Annotated in this window: 12 protein-coding genes; 9 read left to right on the top strand and 3 right to left on the bottom strand. The window is 67.9% G+C overall.

The window, feature by feature from the left end:
* The first annotated feature begins 848 nt into the window (after positions 1 to 848).
* From CFB35_RS21620 to polX, 4 genes are all read left to right on the top strand, one after another.
* Positions 849 to 1,631 carry a Crp/Fnr family transcriptional regulator gene (locus CFB35_RS21620; protein ID WP_059639360.1) on the top strand — a complete coding sequence of 261 codons (783 nt, stop codon included), beginning with the start codon at positions 849 to 851 and terminating at the stop codon, positions 1,629 to 1,631.
* Between the two features lie 11 nt (positions 1,632 to 1,642).
* Positions 1,643 to 3,049, top strand: coding sequence for an undecaprenyl-phosphate glucose phosphotransferase (locus CFB35_RS21625; protein WP_089465782.1), 1,407 nt, complete (start codon positions 1,643 to 1,645; stop codon positions 3,047 to 3,049).
* Between the two features lie 384 nt (positions 3,050 to 3,433).
* Entirely contained in the window at positions 3,434 to 3,826 is a 393-nt protein-coding gene (locus CFB35_RS21630) for a TraR/DksA family transcriptional regulator (RefSeq protein WP_059574623.1), read from the top strand.
* 149 nt (positions 3,827 to 3,975) lie between these two features.
* Positions 3,976 to 5,733, top strand: a complete 1,758-nt coding sequence (gene polX / locus CFB35_RS21635) for a DNA polymerase/3'-5' exonuclease PolX (RefSeq protein ID WP_089465783.1) — start codon at positions 3,976 to 3,978, stop codon at positions 5,731 to 5,733.
* Between the two features lie 45 nt (positions 5,734 to 5,778).
* Here polX and ald read toward each other — a convergent pair whose 3' ends face one another.
* Entirely contained in the window at positions 5,779 to 6,894 is a 1,116-nt protein-coding gene (gene ald, locus CFB35_RS21640) for an alanine dehydrogenase (RefSeq protein ID WP_059574621.1), read from the bottom strand.
* A 286-nt stretch (positions 6,895 to 7,180) separates the two neighbouring features.
* Here ald and CFB35_RS21645 point away from each other — a divergent pair, with 286 nt between their 5' ends.
* A complete protein-coding gene (locus tag CFB35_RS21645; protein WP_059574619.1) occupies positions 7,181 to 7,597 on the top strand; it encodes a DUF3995 domain-containing protein in 417 nt (138 codons plus the stop codon).
* 19 nt (positions 7,598 to 7,616) lie between these two features.
* Here the strand turns inward: CFB35_RS21645 and CFB35_RS21650 are convergent, their stop codons facing one another.
* Positions 7,617 to 7,799, bottom strand: coding sequence for an RNA 2'-phosphotransferase (locus CFB35_RS21650; RefSeq protein ID WP_059574617.1), 183 nt, complete (start codon positions 7,797 to 7,799; stop codon positions 7,617 to 7,619).
* 461 nt (positions 7,800 to 8,260) lie between these two features.
* On the opposite strand from CFB35_RS21650, the gene CFB35_RS21660 reads away from it, so the two are divergent.
* From CFB35_RS21660 to CFB35_RS21675, 4 genes are all read left to right on the top strand, one after another.
* Positions 8,261 to 9,001: a gluconate 2-dehydrogenase subunit 3 family protein gene (locus CFB35_RS21660; protein WP_059574615.1), complete on the top strand. Its 741-nt coding sequence runs from the start codon at positions 8,261 to 8,263 to the stop codon at positions 8,999 to 9,001.
* Positions 9,001 to 10,779: a GMC family oxidoreductase gene (locus CFB35_RS21665; protein WP_059574613.1), complete on the top strand. Its 1,779-nt coding sequence runs from the start codon at positions 9,001 to 9,003 to the stop codon at positions 10,777 to 10,779. Before CFB35_RS21660 ends, CFB35_RS21665 begins: the two co-directional genes overlap by 1 nt.
* On the top strand, positions 10,776 to 12,188 hold the full coding sequence (locus CFB35_RS21670; protein WP_059574611.1) for a cytochrome c: 1,413 nt from the start codon (positions 10,776 to 10,778) through the stop codon (positions 12,186 to 12,188). Before CFB35_RS21665 ends, CFB35_RS21670 begins: the two co-directional genes overlap by 4 nt.
* A 211-nt stretch (positions 12,189 to 12,399) precedes the next feature.
* Positions 12,400 to 14,115, top strand: coding sequence for a cation:proton antiporter (locus CFB35_RS21675; RefSeq protein WP_059574609.1), 1,716 nt, complete (start codon positions 12,400 to 12,402; stop codon positions 14,113 to 14,115).
* Between the two features lie 27 nt (positions 14,116 to 14,142).
* On the opposite strand, the gene CFB35_RS21680 is transcribed toward CFB35_RS21675, so the two are convergent.
* Entirely contained in the window at positions 14,143 to 16,005 is a 1,863-nt protein-coding gene (locus CFB35_RS21680) for a penicillin-binding protein 2 (RefSeq protein ID WP_059574607.1), read from the bottom strand.
* Positions 16,006 to 16,268: the final 263 nt, after the last annotated feature.

The following is a 16,268-nucleotide window of genomic DNA, read 5'->3' on the forward strand; positions in this document are numbered from 1 at the left end:
TGCGGACTTTTGTTGATCAAAAACCGAATGACGATACTCGCAAAAAAGGCTAGCACGCAATTGAATTCACATAATTGCGCATCCTGCCATTTCACAAAGTTTGACGGTTGAGATTGGCCGCAAACGTTATGTCGATTTAATGATTCGTTTCCCTGAAATTAATCATCCGGAAATGGAATCGTGTGCTTGCTTGTCATTCAATGCCGACAGGGAATCAATCGAACGACGTTGCGCATCGTACCGCGAAGTGCCGGAAAGTCATTGAACATTGTTTGACAAAAAAATGGGGATCGCCTGATTTGTCAATTGAATCAATAACTTGTAAGCGATATGTGCGCTAACCGACAGAGGGCTGAATTAGTGTGCCGATTCAAATTTGAGACAGTTTGAAACGAACGTGCGCGGCGCGCCGACGTCGGGGAATGCTGCGCTGCACATCATGGAAACAATTGAAAATCCGCTGTAAGTATTTGAACGATAAGCATCGTGGCCCCACGCGACCGTGCCGGCCCGATGCATGGGGATTGACCGATCGAATGCCTGCTGTGTCCGTTGCGTGGGCGAGTGTCCGGAAATGAGACGTTTTTTTGCTTTTGGGGCCGGTTATTCGGGGGCTCTAAATCGAATGTCATTCATATATTAAGGATGGACGCGTATTGGCACGTAAATCGCTTATTCGGGCTGGCGTGTCGAAACGTGGCAGTGGACTCAATCCGGCGATGACAAGCCGATGGTCAGTCGGATTCGGGGTTGTGGGCCGCAACCGCATCAATGTCCGGACGCGCATCGCGATAACGAGTTCCGTGCACGCGGCTGCAGGCGGCGCGGACGATAAAAGGGATACAGACATGCTTCATCTTCACTCGAGCTACTCGGCGAACGCCATCCTTGCTGCCCTCCCGGAGGACAGCATCCGCACCATCGCACCGCATCTCGAACTGGTCAGGATCAAGGCCGGGATGCTCGATCGGGTTGGCGAACCGATGCGTCATCTGCACTTTCCGACGACGGCGATGATGTCGGTGCAGCACCTGATGGAGGACGGTGCGATGGTCGAGGTGGCGGTGGTCGGCCGCGAGGGGGTGGTCGGGCTGGGGACGCTGGTGGGCGGCATCGCGGCGTCGAGCCGGGTCGAGGTGCGCATCGGCGGAATGGCCTATCGCGTGCCGAGTTGCGTGATGCGCGCCGAGTTCGAGCGGTCGCCGCAGACCTACCGGCTGCTGCTGAACACCTGCCAGGCAACGATGGCGCAAATCTCGCGCAGCGCGCTGTGCAACCGCCACCACTCGGTCAGCGAGCAGCTCAGCCGCTGGCTGCTGCTCGCGCATGATCGGATCGACGGCGACGAGCTAACGGTCACGCAGCAGACGATCGCGAACATGCTCGGCGTGCGGCGCGAGGGTGTGACGGAGGCGGCCGGCAACCTGCAGGAAGCCGGGCTGATCCGGCAGCGCCGCGGCCGCATCACGGTGCTCGACCGCGACGGCCTCGAACATCACGCGTGCGAATGCTACGACCTGATTCGCGCGGACTATCGCCGGCTGCTCGGCACGCGCGGGAATGCGAGGCCGGCGACGGTCCACCCGCGCATGCTGGAGAGCCGTCGCGGATTCCCGGCACACGGTGCGTGACGATGCAGCCGATGTCCGGTGGAACGAATGCGATGCGGCGTGCCGCGATCGCGGCAGCCGACGTCGTGCTCGTGCTGGCGGGGGCGCTCGCCGCACAGGCGGCGTCGGGCCTCGGCTGGCATGCGCTGTCCGACGCGCAACGCGGCGCGATCGCGCTGCTGTGCGTGTTGACGGTGGCGCTGCTGCCGCGCTACCTGCGCACCGTGCGCGGCGGCGTGGCGGTACAGGGCGGCGCGCACGTGCTGACGCACACGCTGGTGGCGGTGATGTGCGCGAGCGTGCTGACGGTGGCCGGCACGGTATGGATGATGAATCGCGGCGGCACGGTCACGACGCGCTGGATCGTGCAAACGGTGCTGGCCGGCGACGCGACGCTGCTGCTCGGCCGCGCGGCGCTGCTGGCGCTCGCGCTGACGCGCGGCGACCCGCGCGCACGGCAACGCCGCGTCGCCGTCGTCGGCGCAACGGCCTACGGGCGCGTGGCGATCGAGCGGATGCAGCTTGCGCCGAACGGCCCGTTCGTGGCCGCGTGCGTATTCGACGACGATGCGGCGGCCGCCGCGAGCGGCATCGGCGGCGTGCCGGTGATCGACGACTGGAACGCGTTGCGCGACCTGATTCGCGGCGGTCACATCGACGAGGTGTGGCTCACGCTGCCGATGTCGCACGAGTGGCGGATCCAGCGCATCGTGCGCGAACTGCGCGACGAGTTCGTCGAGTTGCGGCTGTTGCCCGACGTGCGGCAGATGGCGGTCGTCGATCGCTCCGCGACCGACGTGCTGGGCATGCCGGCGATCAATCTCGCGACCACGCCGCGCTCCGCGCCGGAGCTGTGGGCGAAGTTCGCATTCGACCGGCTGTTCGCGTTCGCCGTGCTGATTCCATTGCTGCCGCTGCTGACGATGCTCGCGATCGCGGTCAAGCTGTCTTCGCCCGGGCCCGTGCTGTTCAGGCAGCGCCGCAAGGGCGTCGACGGCCGCGAGTTCGACATCCTGAAGTTCCGGACGATGCGCGTGCATCGCGCGCAGCCGGGCGTCCTGCGGCAGGCGTCGCGCAACGATGCGCGCATCACGCGCGTCGGCGCGTTCCTGCGGCGCACCTCGCTCGACGAGCTGCCGCAGTTCTTCAACGTGTTGTTCGGGCAGATGTCGGTGGTCGGCCCGCGTCCGCATGCGATCGAACACGACGACTTCTATCGCCAACTGGTCGACTGCTACATGTACCGCTATCGTGTGCGGCCCGGCATCACCGGATGGGCCCAGGTGAACGGCTATCGCGGCGAGACGCGCAAGGTCGAGGCGATGGCGGCGCGCGTGAAGTTCGATCTGTTCTACATGCAGAACTGGAGCTTCTGGTTCGACATCAAGATCATCCTGCTGACGGTGGTGCGCGGCTTCATCGGGCGCAATGCATTCTGAGGAAAACGAATGATCGAGTCGGCGCCGCGCGAGCGATCGTACCGACGGCCTGATGCCGGTTCGCGGGCACGGGAAGACGCGATGCGGCGGCGCGGAAAATTGCTGCACCGCGGTTGCGCCGACGGGCCGCGCGGCGCGCGCCGCACGTCGGGATTGCGCGTCCGTCCCCGGTTTCCTCACCGCTGACGCTGCGTGACCGGCACGCTGATTCGGGTCAACACACGCGTGTTCAATGGGTTTATCCTGCGTCGAATGCGTCCGGCGTTCTGCACGTCCGGCCGCGCATCCGGATGCGGCGGCGCAGGTCATGCCTGCGCGCCGCGTACCGGCGCGATACCGCGCGCCTCACTTTTTCGCGCGGAACCCGGAACAGGAGAGACGGCCATGTCGCTCGACCAACAACAACGGCAGACGCTGAAACAGCGGCTGAACGAGAGCGAGCAGGCGCTGCGTGCGGAGATCCGCGCGAGCGAGGACCAGCGCGCGCTGGAATCCTATGCGGACCTTGCCGGCGCGGCGCCGGACGAGGGCGACGAGGCGAACGCCGATCTGTTCGTCGACGTCGATCACGCGTTGATCGGCATGAAGCTGACCGAGCTGCGCGCGATCGGCCGCGCGCAGCGGCGGATGCGCGACGGCAGTTACGGCGAATGCATCGACTGCGACGGCTCGGTCGGCTACGAGCGCCTGCTGGCGCGCCCGACCGCCGAACGCTGCACGCATTGCCAGTCGCTCTACGAGCGTCGCTACGCGACGACGCCGCGCGCGTCGCTCTGACGTCGCGGTTTCCACCGCGCTGCACGCGCTGCGCGGGCCGGCGCAGGATGACCAACGGGCGCCGGGCGCCGTCGACACGCGGCGCCGGGCGGGCAGACGCCGTCGCGCCGGCGCGCGGCGCCATCCACGTGGAAGGGGGCACGCCGATCATGCCGATCCACAATGCGGAGTGCGCGGCCGTGTTCGCCGAAATCGGCGACATGCTCGAGATCCAGGGCGCCAACCCGTTTCGCGTGCGGGCATACCGCAACGCCGCCCGCACGATCGGCGACTACGGCCGCGATATCCCGACGATGATCGCGAACGGCGACGATCTCGGGAAGATTCCGTCGATCGGGGCCGATCTCGCGTCGAAGCTGCGCGAGATCGCCGCGACCGGCACCTGCGAACTGCAGCAAACCTTGCGTCATGCGTTGCCGGGCGCGATCGTCGCGCTGCTCGACGTGCCCGGGCTCGGCGCGAAACGCGTGAAGGCGCTGCACGACGCGCTGCACGTCGATTCTCTCGAGCAGTTGCGCGCCGAAGCGAAGAGCGGGCATGTGCGCGAGCTGCCGGGCTTCGGTGCGAAAACCGAAGCCCATCTGATCGAGGCGATCGACGATCGCCTGCAGCGTGAGCCGCAACGCTTCCTGCTGCCCGACGCCGCGCATGCGCTGACGCCGTTGCTCGAACGCCTGCGTGCGGTGGCCGGTGTCGGCAAGGCCGTGCCGGCCGGCAGCTTCCGCCGCCGCCGCGAGACGGTCGGCGATCTCGACATCCTCGTCACCGCACGCGATGCTGCCGCGGTCGCCGACGCGTTCGTCGGCTACGGCGACGTGGCGCGCGTGCTCGCACACGGCAAGACCCGGTCGAGCGCGATGCTCGCCAACGGGTTGCAGGTCGACCTGCGCGTCGTCGATGCCGATGCGTTCGGCGCGGCGCTCGTCTACTTCACCGGATCGAAGGCGCACAACATCGCGCTGCGCAGGATCGCGCAGGCCGGCGGCCTGAAGATCAACGAATACGGCGTGTTTCGCGGCGACGAGCGGATTGCCGGCGCGACGGAGGCATCGGTCTACGCGGCCATCGGGCTGCACGAGGTGCCGCCCGAGTTGCGCGAGGATCGCGGCGAGGTCGATGCGTCCCGTGCCGGCACGCTGCCGGCGCTGGTGGAGCGCAAGCATCTGCATGGCGACCTGCACGCGCATACCGACGTGTCGGCCGGCCGCGACGGCCTGCGCGCGATGGCCGCGGCCGCGCGTGCGCGCGGGCTCGCGTATCTGGCCGTCACCGATCGCGTCCCGCCTGGCGACGGCGCTCGCGGCGGCTTCGAGTGGCTCGCGCGGCAGCTCGACGACATCGATCGCGTCAACGCGACGTTCGACGATTTCGTGTTGCTCAAGGGCGTGGAAGCGGGCATTCGCGAGGATGGCAGCCTGGACGTGCCCGACGCGATGCTCGGCCGGCTCGATCTCGTCGTCGGCGCGGTACGCGACGGTTTCGACCTGCCGCGCGGCGTGCAGACCGATCGCATGCTGCGCGCGATGGACCATTCGCATTTCACGATTCTCGCGCATCCGACCGGTCGCATGCTCGGCGAGCGCGACGCCTGCGAACTCGATGTGCCGCGCGTGCTCGCGCAGGCTGCCGCGCGCGGCTGTTTCGTCGAACTCGATGCTCAGCCGCGGCGCCTGGACTTGCCGGACGTCTGGTGTCGCGAGGCCGCGAAGGCCGGCGTGCCGGTCGCGATCGGTTCGGATGCATGCAGCGCGGACGAACTCGACAATCTCGCGTTCGGCGTCGACCAGGCGCGGCGCGGCTGGCTGACGCGGCACGACGTGCTGAACACGCGCACGCTCGCGCAACTGCGGCCGCTGCTGGCGCGCACGATGGGCGGCGGCAAGCGGAGCCGGTCGAAGGGCGCGTGAACGTAACGCGGCCGGCCGCGTTGCGTTCGGTTCATGCCGGCACGGTCATGCCAGCACGCCGGCGGCCGGGACGTACGGCAGCCCAAGCGCCTGCGCGACGGCTTCGTACGTGATGTGGCCGTCGCACACGTTCAGGCCCGCGCGCAGGTGCGGATCGTCGAGCATCGCCTGTTTCCAGCCCTTGTCGGCGAGCGCGAGCGCATGGCCGAGCGTCGCATTGTTCAGCGCAAAGGTGGACGTGCGCGCGACCGCGCCGGGCATGTTCGCGACGCAGTAGTGGACCACGCCGTCGACGACGAAGGTCGGCGCCGCGTGCGTGGTCGCATGCGAGGTCTCGAAGCATCCGCCCTGGTCGATCGCGACGTCGACGACGACCGCCCCCTTGCGCATCGTCGCGATCATGTCGCGCGTGACGAGCCGCGGCGCCGACGCGCCCGGCACGAGCACGGCGCCGATCACGACGTCGGCATCGCGCACGGCTTCGTCGACCGTATGCGCATTCGAGCAGACGGTCGCGATCCGGTTGGCGAACACGAGATCGAGCTGGCGCAACCGGTTCACGTTGTTGTCGAGCACGGTGACGCGCGCGCCGAGGCCCACCGCCATCTGCAGCGCGCCGGTGCCCACGACGCCCGCGCCGAGCACGACGACGTGCGCGGCCGGCACGCCCGGTACGCCGGCCATCAGCAGGCCACGGCCGCCGCGCGGGCTTTCGAGGTGGGTCGCCGCGACCTGGATCGACATGCGGCCGGCGACTTCGCTCATCGGCGCGAGCAGCGGCAGGCCGCCGCCGGGGCCCGTCACGGTTTCGTACGCGATGCACACAGCACCGGATTTCACGAGCGCGGCGGCCTGATCGGGATCGGGCGCGAGATGCAGGTACGTGTAGAGAATCTGGCCGCGCCGCAGCATCGCGCACTCGGCGGGCTGCGGCTCCTTCACCTTGATGATCATGTCGGCCCGCGCGAAGATTTCGTCGGCGCCGTCGCTGAGCGATGCGCCGGCGGCCGTGTAGTCGTCGTCGAGCAGGCCGATCGCCGTGCCCGCGCCGCGCTGCACGAGCACGCGATGGCCGTGCCGCGTGAGTTCGCGCGCGCCGGCCGGCGTGAGGCCGACGCGGTATTCGTGGTTCTTGATCTCTTTCGGCACACCGACCAGCATGAGTCGCCTCCATGGCCTTCGTTATCGTCGTCGTGCGGGCGCGCAGCCGGTTGCGCGGCGGCGTGCCGACCGCAGTACTGGAATAACAGCGTAGTAGCGCGCGGAGGGAAGTCAAGCGTGCGGCATGCGCGCAATGCATGCGCACTGCGACGCAGCATGCGCGGCCGCCGGTTGCGACCGGACGTCGCAATGCGCGCGTGATCGGGTTTCGGTATCGTCATGCGTGTCGCGGGCCGAACGTTTTTCGGCAAGACGACGAGACAACGACACGAGGACATCGATCGACATGACCGGTGCGTATTTCAGCGTGCCGACGCTTTGCGCCCTCGCGCTCGTGCACGTCTACTGGGCGTTCGGCGGGCGGCTGGGCAAGCGTGCGGCCATTCCGGAGCAGGACGGCGTACCGCTGTTGCGGCCGACCGCCGTCGGCACGCTTGCCGTCGCGGCCGCCCTGCTGGGCGGCGCGTGCGTGGTCGCCGTGCGTGCCGGCTGGCTCGGGCGCAACGCGTATCCATGCACGATCGCGTTCGCGACCGTTGCGCTCGCATTGATCTTCGCGGTGCGGGCCGTCGGCGATTTCCGCTACGTCGGCTTCTCCAAGCGGATCCGCGGGTCGCGTTTCGCGCGGATGGACACGCTGTATTACTCGCCGCTGTGCGCGGCGTTGGCGTTGTCGATCGCGTCGATGTTCTGGCCGTGGTGAATGGCGACTGGCGCACGGCTCACTCGGCGCGCGTATCGATCAACTCGAGATATTCGGCCGGCACGGCATCGGTCAGCCAGACACCGTTTTCGGCGACGAAGAACGCATGGCCCTGCCGGTGCATGCGCCGCGCATGGACTTCGAGGATCACGGGCACGCCGTAGCGCGCGCCGACGGCCAGCGCCGTCCGCCGTCTTCCCATCCTTGCACATTCCGGCTTCTCAATTTCCCATTATTGCTGATTTCGATGCACTGAATTGCATCGATCCCTCTAGTAATGGAACCGGTTCCATATATAATTCGCCGCACTCGTCGCCGGACCCGAAAGAGGGTCGTGCACGTTGCGCTTGCGGTGGGCAGACGTGACGTCTAAGTTGAACAAGGGTCATGGGCGATGACGGAGAGATGCAGGCTGATGCCGGTATTTGTCCGACGATAGGGCCCGCGAAGAGGTCGATCCGCACAGCGCCACCGGTACCGGGGCGGGGTGCGGCTGCAATGACGGCGCCACCGCGGCTCGCGGCCGGGCGCCTGCAATCGAGGTTGTGCGCAACACACGAAAGAACAGGGCGACCGGCCGCGTGCGGCACGGCTGCCTGCCGGGCACGCGGCATGCGGAATGCGCGCGTCCGAACCCCGATCCCCAACGATCAACATCCGACCATGTCCACGCCACCTGACAAACCCAATTCGCGTCGCCGTTTCCTGCGCACGTCGGTCGCGCTCGTGCCGATCGCGTCGGTCGCCGGCTGCGACCTGCGCTCGTCGTCGCCGTCCGCGACGACGGCTGGCAATGCATCCGCCGCGTCGGCCGGCGCCGAGCGCGCGCCGTACAAGCCGACCTTTTTCGATGCGAAGGAATGGGCGTTCGTCCAGGCCGCCGTCGACCGGCTGATTCCGGCCGATGCCGAAGGCCCCGGCGCGCTCGAAGCCGGCGTGCCCGAATTCATCGATCGCCAGATGGAGACACCGTATGCGCACGGCGCGACGTGGTACATGCAGGGGCCGTTCCAGCAGGGCGTGCCTGAGCTCGGCTACCAGTTGAAGCTCGTGCCGCGCGACATCTACCGGCTCGGCATCGCGGCCGTCAACCGCTATTGCGAAAAGGCGCACGGCAAGGCGTTCGCGGATCTCGACGCGCCGACGCGCGACACGGTGCTCGGCGCGCTGGAGAAGGGCGGCGCGCAGATCGACGACGTGCCGCCCGGCGTGTTTCTCGGCCAGTTGCTGCAGAACACGCGCGAGGGCTACTTCTGCGATCCGGTGCATGGCGGCAATCGCGACATGGCCGCGTGGAAGATGATCGGTTTCCCGGGCGCGCGCGCGGACTTCATGGATTTCGTCAACCAGAGCGGCAAGCCCTATCCGTACGGCCCCGTCTCGATCAACGGGGAGCGCAGCTGATGGCCGCAGACAAGAAGCCGCATGTCGACGCGGTGATCGTCGGGTTCGGCTGGACCGGCGCGATTCTCGCGAAGGAACTGACCGAAGCCGGTTTGAACGTCGTCGCGCTCGAGCGCGGCGAATATCGCGACACCTACCCGGACGGCGCGTACCCGAACACGATCGACGAGCTGACCTACAACATCCGCAAGAAGCTGTTTCTCGACCTGTCGAAGACGACCGTGTCGATTCGCCACGGGCTGCAGGACACCGCGCTGCCGTACCGGCAGCTCGCCGCGTTCCTGCCGGGCGAAGGCGTGGGCGGCGCGGGGCTGCACTGGTCGGGCGTGCACTTCCGGATCACGCCGGAAGAGCTGCGCCTGCGCAGCCACTACGAAGAGCGCTACGGCAAGAAGTTCATCCCCGAAGGGATGACGATCCAGGACACGGGCGTGACCTACGAGGAGCTCGAGCCGCATTTCGATTTCGCCGAGAAGGTGTTCGGCACGTCGGGGCAGGCGTACAAGGTCGGCGGCAAGGTGGTCGGCGACGGCAACGTGTTCGAGGCCAACCGCAGCGACCACTTCCCGCTGCCCGCGCAGCTCAATACGTATTCGGCGCAGCGCTTCTTCGATGCGGCCCGCTCGCTCGGCCTGCATCCGTACCGGCTGCCGTCCGCGAACACGTCGGGCCCGTACACGAACCCGTACGGCGTGCAGATGGGCCCGTGCAACTTCTGTGGATATTGCAGCGGCTACGCGTGCTACATGTATTCGAAGGCGTCGCCGAACCTGAACATCCTGCCGGCGCTGAAGCAGGCGCCGAACTTCGAGCTGCGCTCGAAGTGCCACGTGCTGCGCGTCGATCTCGACGACACGAAGAAGCGCGCGACCGGCGTGACCTACGTCGATCCGGCCGGGCGTGAAGTGCACCAGCCGGCCGATCTCGTGATCGTGGCCGCGTTCCAGTATCACAACGTGCACCTGCTGCTGCTGTCGGGCATCGGCAAGCCGTACGATCCGATCTCGGGCGAAGGTGTGGTCGGCCGCAATTTCGCGTACCAGAACCTGTCGACGATCAAGGCGTTCTTCGACAAGGACACCTACACGAATCCGTTCATCGGCGCGGGCGGCAACGGCGTCGCGGTGGACGATTTCAACGCGGACAACTTCGACCACGGCCCGCTCGGCTTCGTCGGCGGCTCGCCGCTGTGGGTGAACCAGGCCGGCGTGAAGCCGATCAGCGGCATCGCGACGCCGCCCGGCACGCCGCAATGGGGCTCGGCATGGAAGAAGGCCGTTAAGGACAACTACGCGCACACGATCTCGATGGACGCGCATGGCACCAACATGTCGTACCGCGACGTGTATCTCGACCTCGATCCGACCTATCGCGATTCGTACGGCCAGCCGCTGTTGCGGATGACGTTCGACTGGAAGGACAACGACATCAGGATGGCGCAGTACGTGACCGGGCAGATGAAGAAGATCGCGGAGGCGATGGGGCCGAAGGCGATCGGCGTGTCGACGCGCGAGTTCGGCAAGCACTTCGACTCGCGCCAGTACCAGACCACCCATCTCGTCGGCGGCGCGATCATGGGCACCGACCCGAAGACGAGCGTGCTGAACCGCTACCTGCAGTGCTGGGACGTGCACAACGTGTTCGTGATGGGCGCGTCCGCGCTGCCGCAGGGCATCGGCTACAACCCGACCGGGATCATCGCGGCGCTGGCCTACTGGTCGGCACGTGCGATCCGCGAGCAGTACCTGAAAAATCCCGCCCCGCTGGTGACCGCATGAAGAGGACGATGAACCACAACGTCGCGCGCCGGATGTCGCGCGCGCTGGCGGCCGGTGCAGCCTGGGCCGCGTTCGGCTTCGCGGGCTCGGCGGCGCTTGCGCAACCGGCGGCCCCCGCAGCAGCCTCCGGCCCGGCGGTCGCACCGGCCGCCCAATCCGCCGACGCGGCCCTGATCAAGCGCGGCGAATACCTCGCCCGCGCCGGCGACTGCATCGCATGCCACACCGCGAGCGGCGGCAAGCCGTTCGCGGGCGGCCTGAAGTTCGACACGCCGATCGGCGCGATCTACTCGACGAACATCACGCCGGATCCGAAGACGGGCCTCGGCGGCTGGACTTACGAGGACTTCACCCGCGCGGTGCGCGAAGGCGTGCGCAAGAACGGCGACACGATGTATCCGGCGATGCCGTTCCCGTCGTATTCGCGGCTGACCGACGACGACATGAAGGCGCTGTACGCATACTTCATGCACGGCGTCGCGCCGGTCGAGCACGAGAACCGCGCGGTCGACATCGTGTGGCCGCTGTCGATGCGCTGGCCGCTCGGCATCTGGCGCAAGATGTTCGCGCCGTCGCCGAAGCCGTTCGACGCGGCGTCGTACAGCGACCCGGCGGTCGCACGCGGCGCGTATCTCGTGCAGGGCCTCGGCCACTGCGGCGCGTGCCACACGCCGCGCGCGCCGACGATGCAGGAGCGCGGGCTGACCGACGCGGACGGCCTCGACTTCCTGGCCGGCGGCGCGGCGATCGACGGCTGGGTGCCGACGAGCCTGCGCGGCGAGCCGCGCACGGGCCTCGGCACGTGGAGCGAAACCGAGATCGTACAGTTCCTGAAGACGGGCCGTACGCTGCGCACGGCCGCGTTCGGCGGGATGACGGACGTGGTCGGCCACAGCATGCAGCACATGACCGACGACGATCTGAACGCGATCGCGCGCTACCTGAAGACGCTGCCGCCGCGCGTGCAGGGCGAGCAGCCGCACGTGTACGACGCGGCCGCGGCGAAGGCGCTGCAGATGGGCGACGCGAGCAAGCCGGGCGCGGCCGTCTATCGCGACAACTGCATGGCCTGCCACCGCAGCGACGGCCACGGCTACACGCGCGTGTTCCCGGCGCTCGCCGGCAACCCGGTGGTGCAGGGCGACGATCCGACGTCGCTGATTCACGTCGTGCTGGAAGGCAGCGCGCTGCAGGGCACGCGCACCGCGCCGTCGACCTTCACGATGCCGCCGTTCGGCTGGCGCCTGTCGGATCAGGAAGTCGCGGACGTGTCGAACTTCGTGCGCACGAGCTGGGGCAACACGGGTGCGCCGGTGACGGCCGCGCAGGTCGCGAAGGTGCGCAAGAGCGTGCCGTCGACGCGGCCCGAGCCGCCGCCGGGCGCGCGGTTCCCGCAAGCGTCCCGCTGACGGCGCGGCGGCGGGGCGCCGGCCCCGCCCGTCACCCGGTCCGCGTCGATGCGTGACCGGGCCCGTGACGCCTCGGTCTTCGCCGGGGTCGCGCCCCGCCAACCCGCGCCGCCGCGTGAAATTTTCGCGGCCGCGCGCCATTCTTCCGCCTCATCCCGTATCCTTTCACTCTTGAACCTTACTAAATCGTTACAAGAGCTTGGGAGGGGGGATGCCTCATGACGTCAGCCTGATTGCGTTGCTCGCGGCCGGTTTCGGTCTCGCGATGATTTTCGGTTACCTCGCGTCGCTGCTGAAAATGCCGCCGCTCGTCGGCTATCTGCTCGCCGGGATCGTGATCGGGCCCGGCACGCCCGGCTTCGTCGGCGACCTGTCGCTCGCGCAGCAACTCGCCGAAGTCGGCGTGATGCTGTTGATGTTCGGCGTCGGCCTGCATTTCTCGCTGGGCGATCTGCTCGCGGTGCGCAAGATCGCGCTGCCGGGCGCCATCGTGCAGATCACCGTCGCGACGCTGCTCGGCGGCGGGCTGGCGCTCACCTGGGGCTGGAGCCTCGGTGCGGCGCTCGTGTTCGGGCTGGCGCTGTCGGTCGCGAGCACCGTCGTGCTGCTGCGCGCGCTCGAGGGGCGCGGGCTCGTCGAGACGGTCAACGGGCGCATCGCGGTCGGCTGGCTGGTCGTCGAGGATCTCGTGATGGTGCTCGTGCTGGTGCTGCTGCCGCCGGTGGCGGGGCTGCTCGGCGGCACGCCGCCCGGCGACGCGCAGGCGGCCGGCGGCAGCGTGTGGGGCACGCTCGGCGTCACGATGCTGAAGGTCGCCGCGTTCATCGCGCTGATGCTGGTGGTCGGCAAGCGCGTGTTCCCGCGCATTCTGTGGCTCGTCGCGCGCACGGGCTCGCGCGAGCTGTTCACGCTGTGCATGATCGCGGCCGCGGTCGGCATCGCGTTCGGCGCCGCGAAGCTGTTCGACGTGTCGTTCGCGCTCGGCGCCTTCTTCGCCGGGATGATGATGCGCGAATCGGAATTCAGCCGGCGCGCGGCCGACGAGACGCTGCCGCTGCGCGATGCGTTCTCGGTGCTGTTCTTCATCTCGGTCGGCATGCTGTTCGACCCGAAGGTGCTGCTCGACGAGCCGCTGCACGTGATCGAGGTCGCGGGCATCGTGCTGATCGGCAAGACGCTCGCGGCCGTCGCGCTCGTGATCGCGTTCCGCTATCCGCTGAACACCGCGCTGACGGTGGGGGCCGGCCTCGCGCAGATCGGCGAATTCTCGTTCATCCTCGCGGGGCTCGGCCGCGCGCTCGGGCTGCTGTCGGCCGAGGGGCAGAGCCTGATTCTCGCGGTCGCGCTGATCTCGATCGCGATGAACACGCTGCTGTTCGCGATGATCGATCCGGCGCTCGCATGGATCCGCAAGCATTCGGCGTTCGCGCGCAAGCTCGAGGCGCGCGACGATCCGCTCGCCGCGCTGCCGATGTCGACGCCGCAGACGCACCTGACCGGGCAGGTCGTGATCGTCGGCTATGGCAAGGTCGGCACGCGGATCGCGCATGCGCTGGACGAGCGCTCGATTGCGTATGTCGTCGTCGAGCAGAATCGCGAGCTCGTCGAGAAGCTGCGCGCGGACGGCATCGCGGCCGTGTCGGGCGACGCGATCGAGCCGATCGTGCTCGTGCAGGCGCATATCGCGCGCGCCGGGATGCTGGTCGTCACGCTGCCCGACGTATTCGACGTGCGGCAGATCGTCGAGATCTCGCGCACGCTCAACCCGACGCTCGAGGTCGTGCTGTGCACGAACAGCGGCGACGAGGCCGCGCTGCTGTCGAACGAGGGCATCGGCACCGTGTTCATGGGCGAGACCGAACTCGCGCGCGGGATGACCGAGCACGTGCTCGGCCGGATGGCGAAGCCGGTCGCGGCCGCGCATTGACGGCGCGCGGCGGCGCGCCTGGCTTCGTCAGCCTGCGGCGGCCACTTTCGCGGGCGCGGGGCGGGTGGACTGCGCGGCCGTCGTTGCCGGCGCCGCCGGTTTCGGCGCCGCGACCGTCTTCTGCGGCGCGCCGGCCTTCGCCGGCGCATTCTCTTCCGGTTCGACCGGTGCATCGGGCGGCACGCCGAGCAACTGCAGCGCGCCGCTCGTGACCGACGCGAACACCGGGCCGGCCACCGTGCCGCCGTAGTAGCCCTTGCCGCGCGGCTCGTCGATCATCACCGCGACGATCAGGCGCGGGTTGCTCATCGGTGCCATCCCCGCGAACAGCGCACGGTACTTGCCCTTCGCGTAGCTCGCGCCGACCTGCTTGCGCGCGGTACCCGTCTTGCCGCCGATCCGGTAGCCGTCGACGCGCGCGCGGCGCCCCGTGCCGCCTTCACCCACCGCCATCTCGAGCATCGAGCGGATCGCGGCGGCCGTTTGCGGCGACGTCACGCGGTGGCCGCGGTGCGCGTCGATCGTCTGCTGGTCGGTGCCGTTCTTCAGCAGCGACACCGGATGCAGCGTGCCGTCGCCCGCATAGGCGGTGTAGGTCTGCGCGATCTGCAGCAGCGACATCGACAGCCCGTAGCCGTACGCCATCGTCGCCTGCTCGATCGGCCGCCAACGCTTGTAGCCGCGCAGCCGGCCCGACGCGACGCCGGGGAACGTCAGTTCCGGCGCGCGGCCGATCCCGTATTCCTGGTATTTGTTCCAGATCGTTTCGGCGGGCAGGTTCAGCGCGAGTTTCGCGAGCGCGACGTTGCTCGACTTCTGCAGCGCCTGCGACACCGTCAGCGACCCGTGGTTCGATGTGTCGTGGATCACGGCCGGGCCGATCTTGTAGGTGCCCGGCGACGTGTTGATGATCGTGTTCGGCGTGACCTTGCGCTCGTCGATCGACAGCGCGACGACGAGCGGCTTGATCGTCGAGCCCGGTTCGAACGTGTCCACCACCGCGCGGTTGCGCAATTGCTGGCCGGTGAGGCGGGCGCGATCGTTCGGGTCGAAGGTCGGATAGTTCGCGAGCGCGAGAATCTCGCCGTTCTGCGCGTCGAGTACGACGACGCTGCCGGCCACCGCGTTGTTTTCGATCACGGCCGCCTTGAGCTGGCTGAAGGCGAGCTGCTGGATGCGGCGGTCGATCGTCAGTTCGATCGTCGCGCCGTGCTGCGCGGGCACGAGCGGGCGCGTGTCCGACACGATGCGGCCGAGCCGATCGCGTATCACCTCGCGCTGGCCGGACGTACCTTGCAGGCGCGCATTCGCCGCCAGCTCGACGCCTTCCTGGCCCTTGTCCTCGACGTTCGTGAAGCCGACCACGTGCGCGGCCGATTCGCCTTCCGGGTAGAAACGTTTCGAATCGGCGATCTGCGTGATGCCGTCGATCGCGAGCTTGTCGAGCCGGCTTGCGGTATCCGCATCGACCTGCCGCTTGAGCAGCACGAACGTCTTGTCGTTGCCGAGACGCCGCTTCACCTCGACGAGCGGCATGTCGAGCAGCTTCGCGATCTGCGGATAATCGGTGTCGGCGACCTGTTTCGGGTTCGCCCAGATTTCATAGGTCGACAGGCTGACCGCGAGCATCGCGCCGTTGCGGTCGACGATGCGCCCGCGCATCGCGTCGAGCTCGATCGTGCGCTGGTAACGCTTCTGGCCCTGGCCGACGTAGAAATCCTGGTTCGCGACCTGCACCCAGAAAGCGCGGGCGATCAACGCGGCGAACGCGAGGAACACGACGACCACGATCAGCCGAGAGCGCCACATCGGCAGCCGCGACGCGAGCATCGGATTCTTGGTCGCCGCTGCGTACGGATCGGCGGGGTGGGTCTTTTTTTTCACGCTCATGCAAAGGCCGGGTCGGGCCGCCGGACGGCGGCGGGTCAGTCTGAATAATGCGATTGTAATAAATGAGTAAACAACGTGTGGGGAAAGTATGTTCCGGCCCCGCAAAAAGGCGAATGGTAGGTGATCCCGAGAATGGAGCGAAAAGGGGGCAGGGCGGCGCCGTAACGGAATGCGGCGGCGGCTGCGGCGGGGGAAACACGGACGATTCGCCGTGCGCCGAGGCCGGGCACGGGGTGACCGGCATCGATCGATCGGGATTGTCC

Origin of the sequence: Burkholderia sp. AU16482 (assembly GCF_002223285.1) — a bacterium.
Classification (GTDB): Bacteria; Pseudomonadota; Gammaproteobacteria; order Burkholderiales; family Burkholderiaceae; genus Burkholderia; species Burkholderia semiarida.

What these genes read in the sequence shown, in the direction of transcription:
- CFB35_RS21670 (WP_059574611.1), top strand. Translation starts at nt 10,776, where the DNA reads ATGAAGAGGACGATGAACCACAACGTCGCGCGCCGGATGTCGCGCGCG.
- CFB35_RS21625 (WP_089465782.1), top strand. Translation starts at nt 1,643, where the DNA reads ATGTCCGGTGGAACGAATGCGATGCGGCGTGCCGCGATCGCGGCAGCC.
- CFB35_RS21675 (WP_059574609.1), top strand. Translation starts at nt 12,400, where the DNA reads ATGCCTCATGACGTCAGCCTGATTGCGTTGCTCGCGGCCGGTTTCGGT.
- CFB35_RS21630 (WP_059574623.1), top strand. Translation starts at nt 3,434, where the DNA reads ATGTCGCTCGACCAACAACAACGGCAGACGCTGAAACAGCGGCTGAAC.
- CFB35_RS21645 (WP_059574619.1), top strand. Translation starts at nt 7,181, where the DNA reads ATGACCGGTGCGTATTTCAGCGTGCCGACGCTTTGCGCCCTCGCGCTC.
- CFB35_RS21650 (WP_059574617.1), bottom strand. Translation starts at nt 7,799, where the DNA reads ATGGGAAGACGGCGGACGGCGCTGGCCGTCGGCGCGCGCTACGGCGTG.
- CFB35_RS21665 (WP_059574613.1), top strand. Translation starts at nt 9,001, where the DNA reads ATGGCCGCAGACAAGAAGCCGCATGTCGACGCGGTGATCGTCGGGTTC.
- CFB35_RS21680 (WP_059574607.1), bottom strand. Translation starts at nt 16,005, where the DNA reads ATGAGCGTGAAAAAAAAGACCCACCCCGCCGATCCGTACGCAGCGGCG.
- CFB35_RS21620 (WP_059639360.1), top strand. Translation starts at nt 849, where the DNA reads ATGCTTCATCTTCACTCGAGCTACTCGGCGAACGCCATCCTTGCTGCC.
- CFB35_RS21660 (WP_059574615.1), top strand. Translation starts at nt 8,261, where the DNA reads ATGTCCACGCCACCTGACAAACCCAATTCGCGTCGCCGTTTCCTGCGC.
- polX (WP_089465783.1), top strand. Translation starts at nt 3,976, where the DNA reads ATGCCGATCCACAATGCGGAGTGCGCGGCCGTGTTCGCCGAAATCGGC.
- ald (WP_059574621.1), bottom strand. Translation starts at nt 6,894, where the DNA reads ATGCTGGTCGGTGTGCCGAAAGAGATCAAGAACCACGAATACCGCGTC.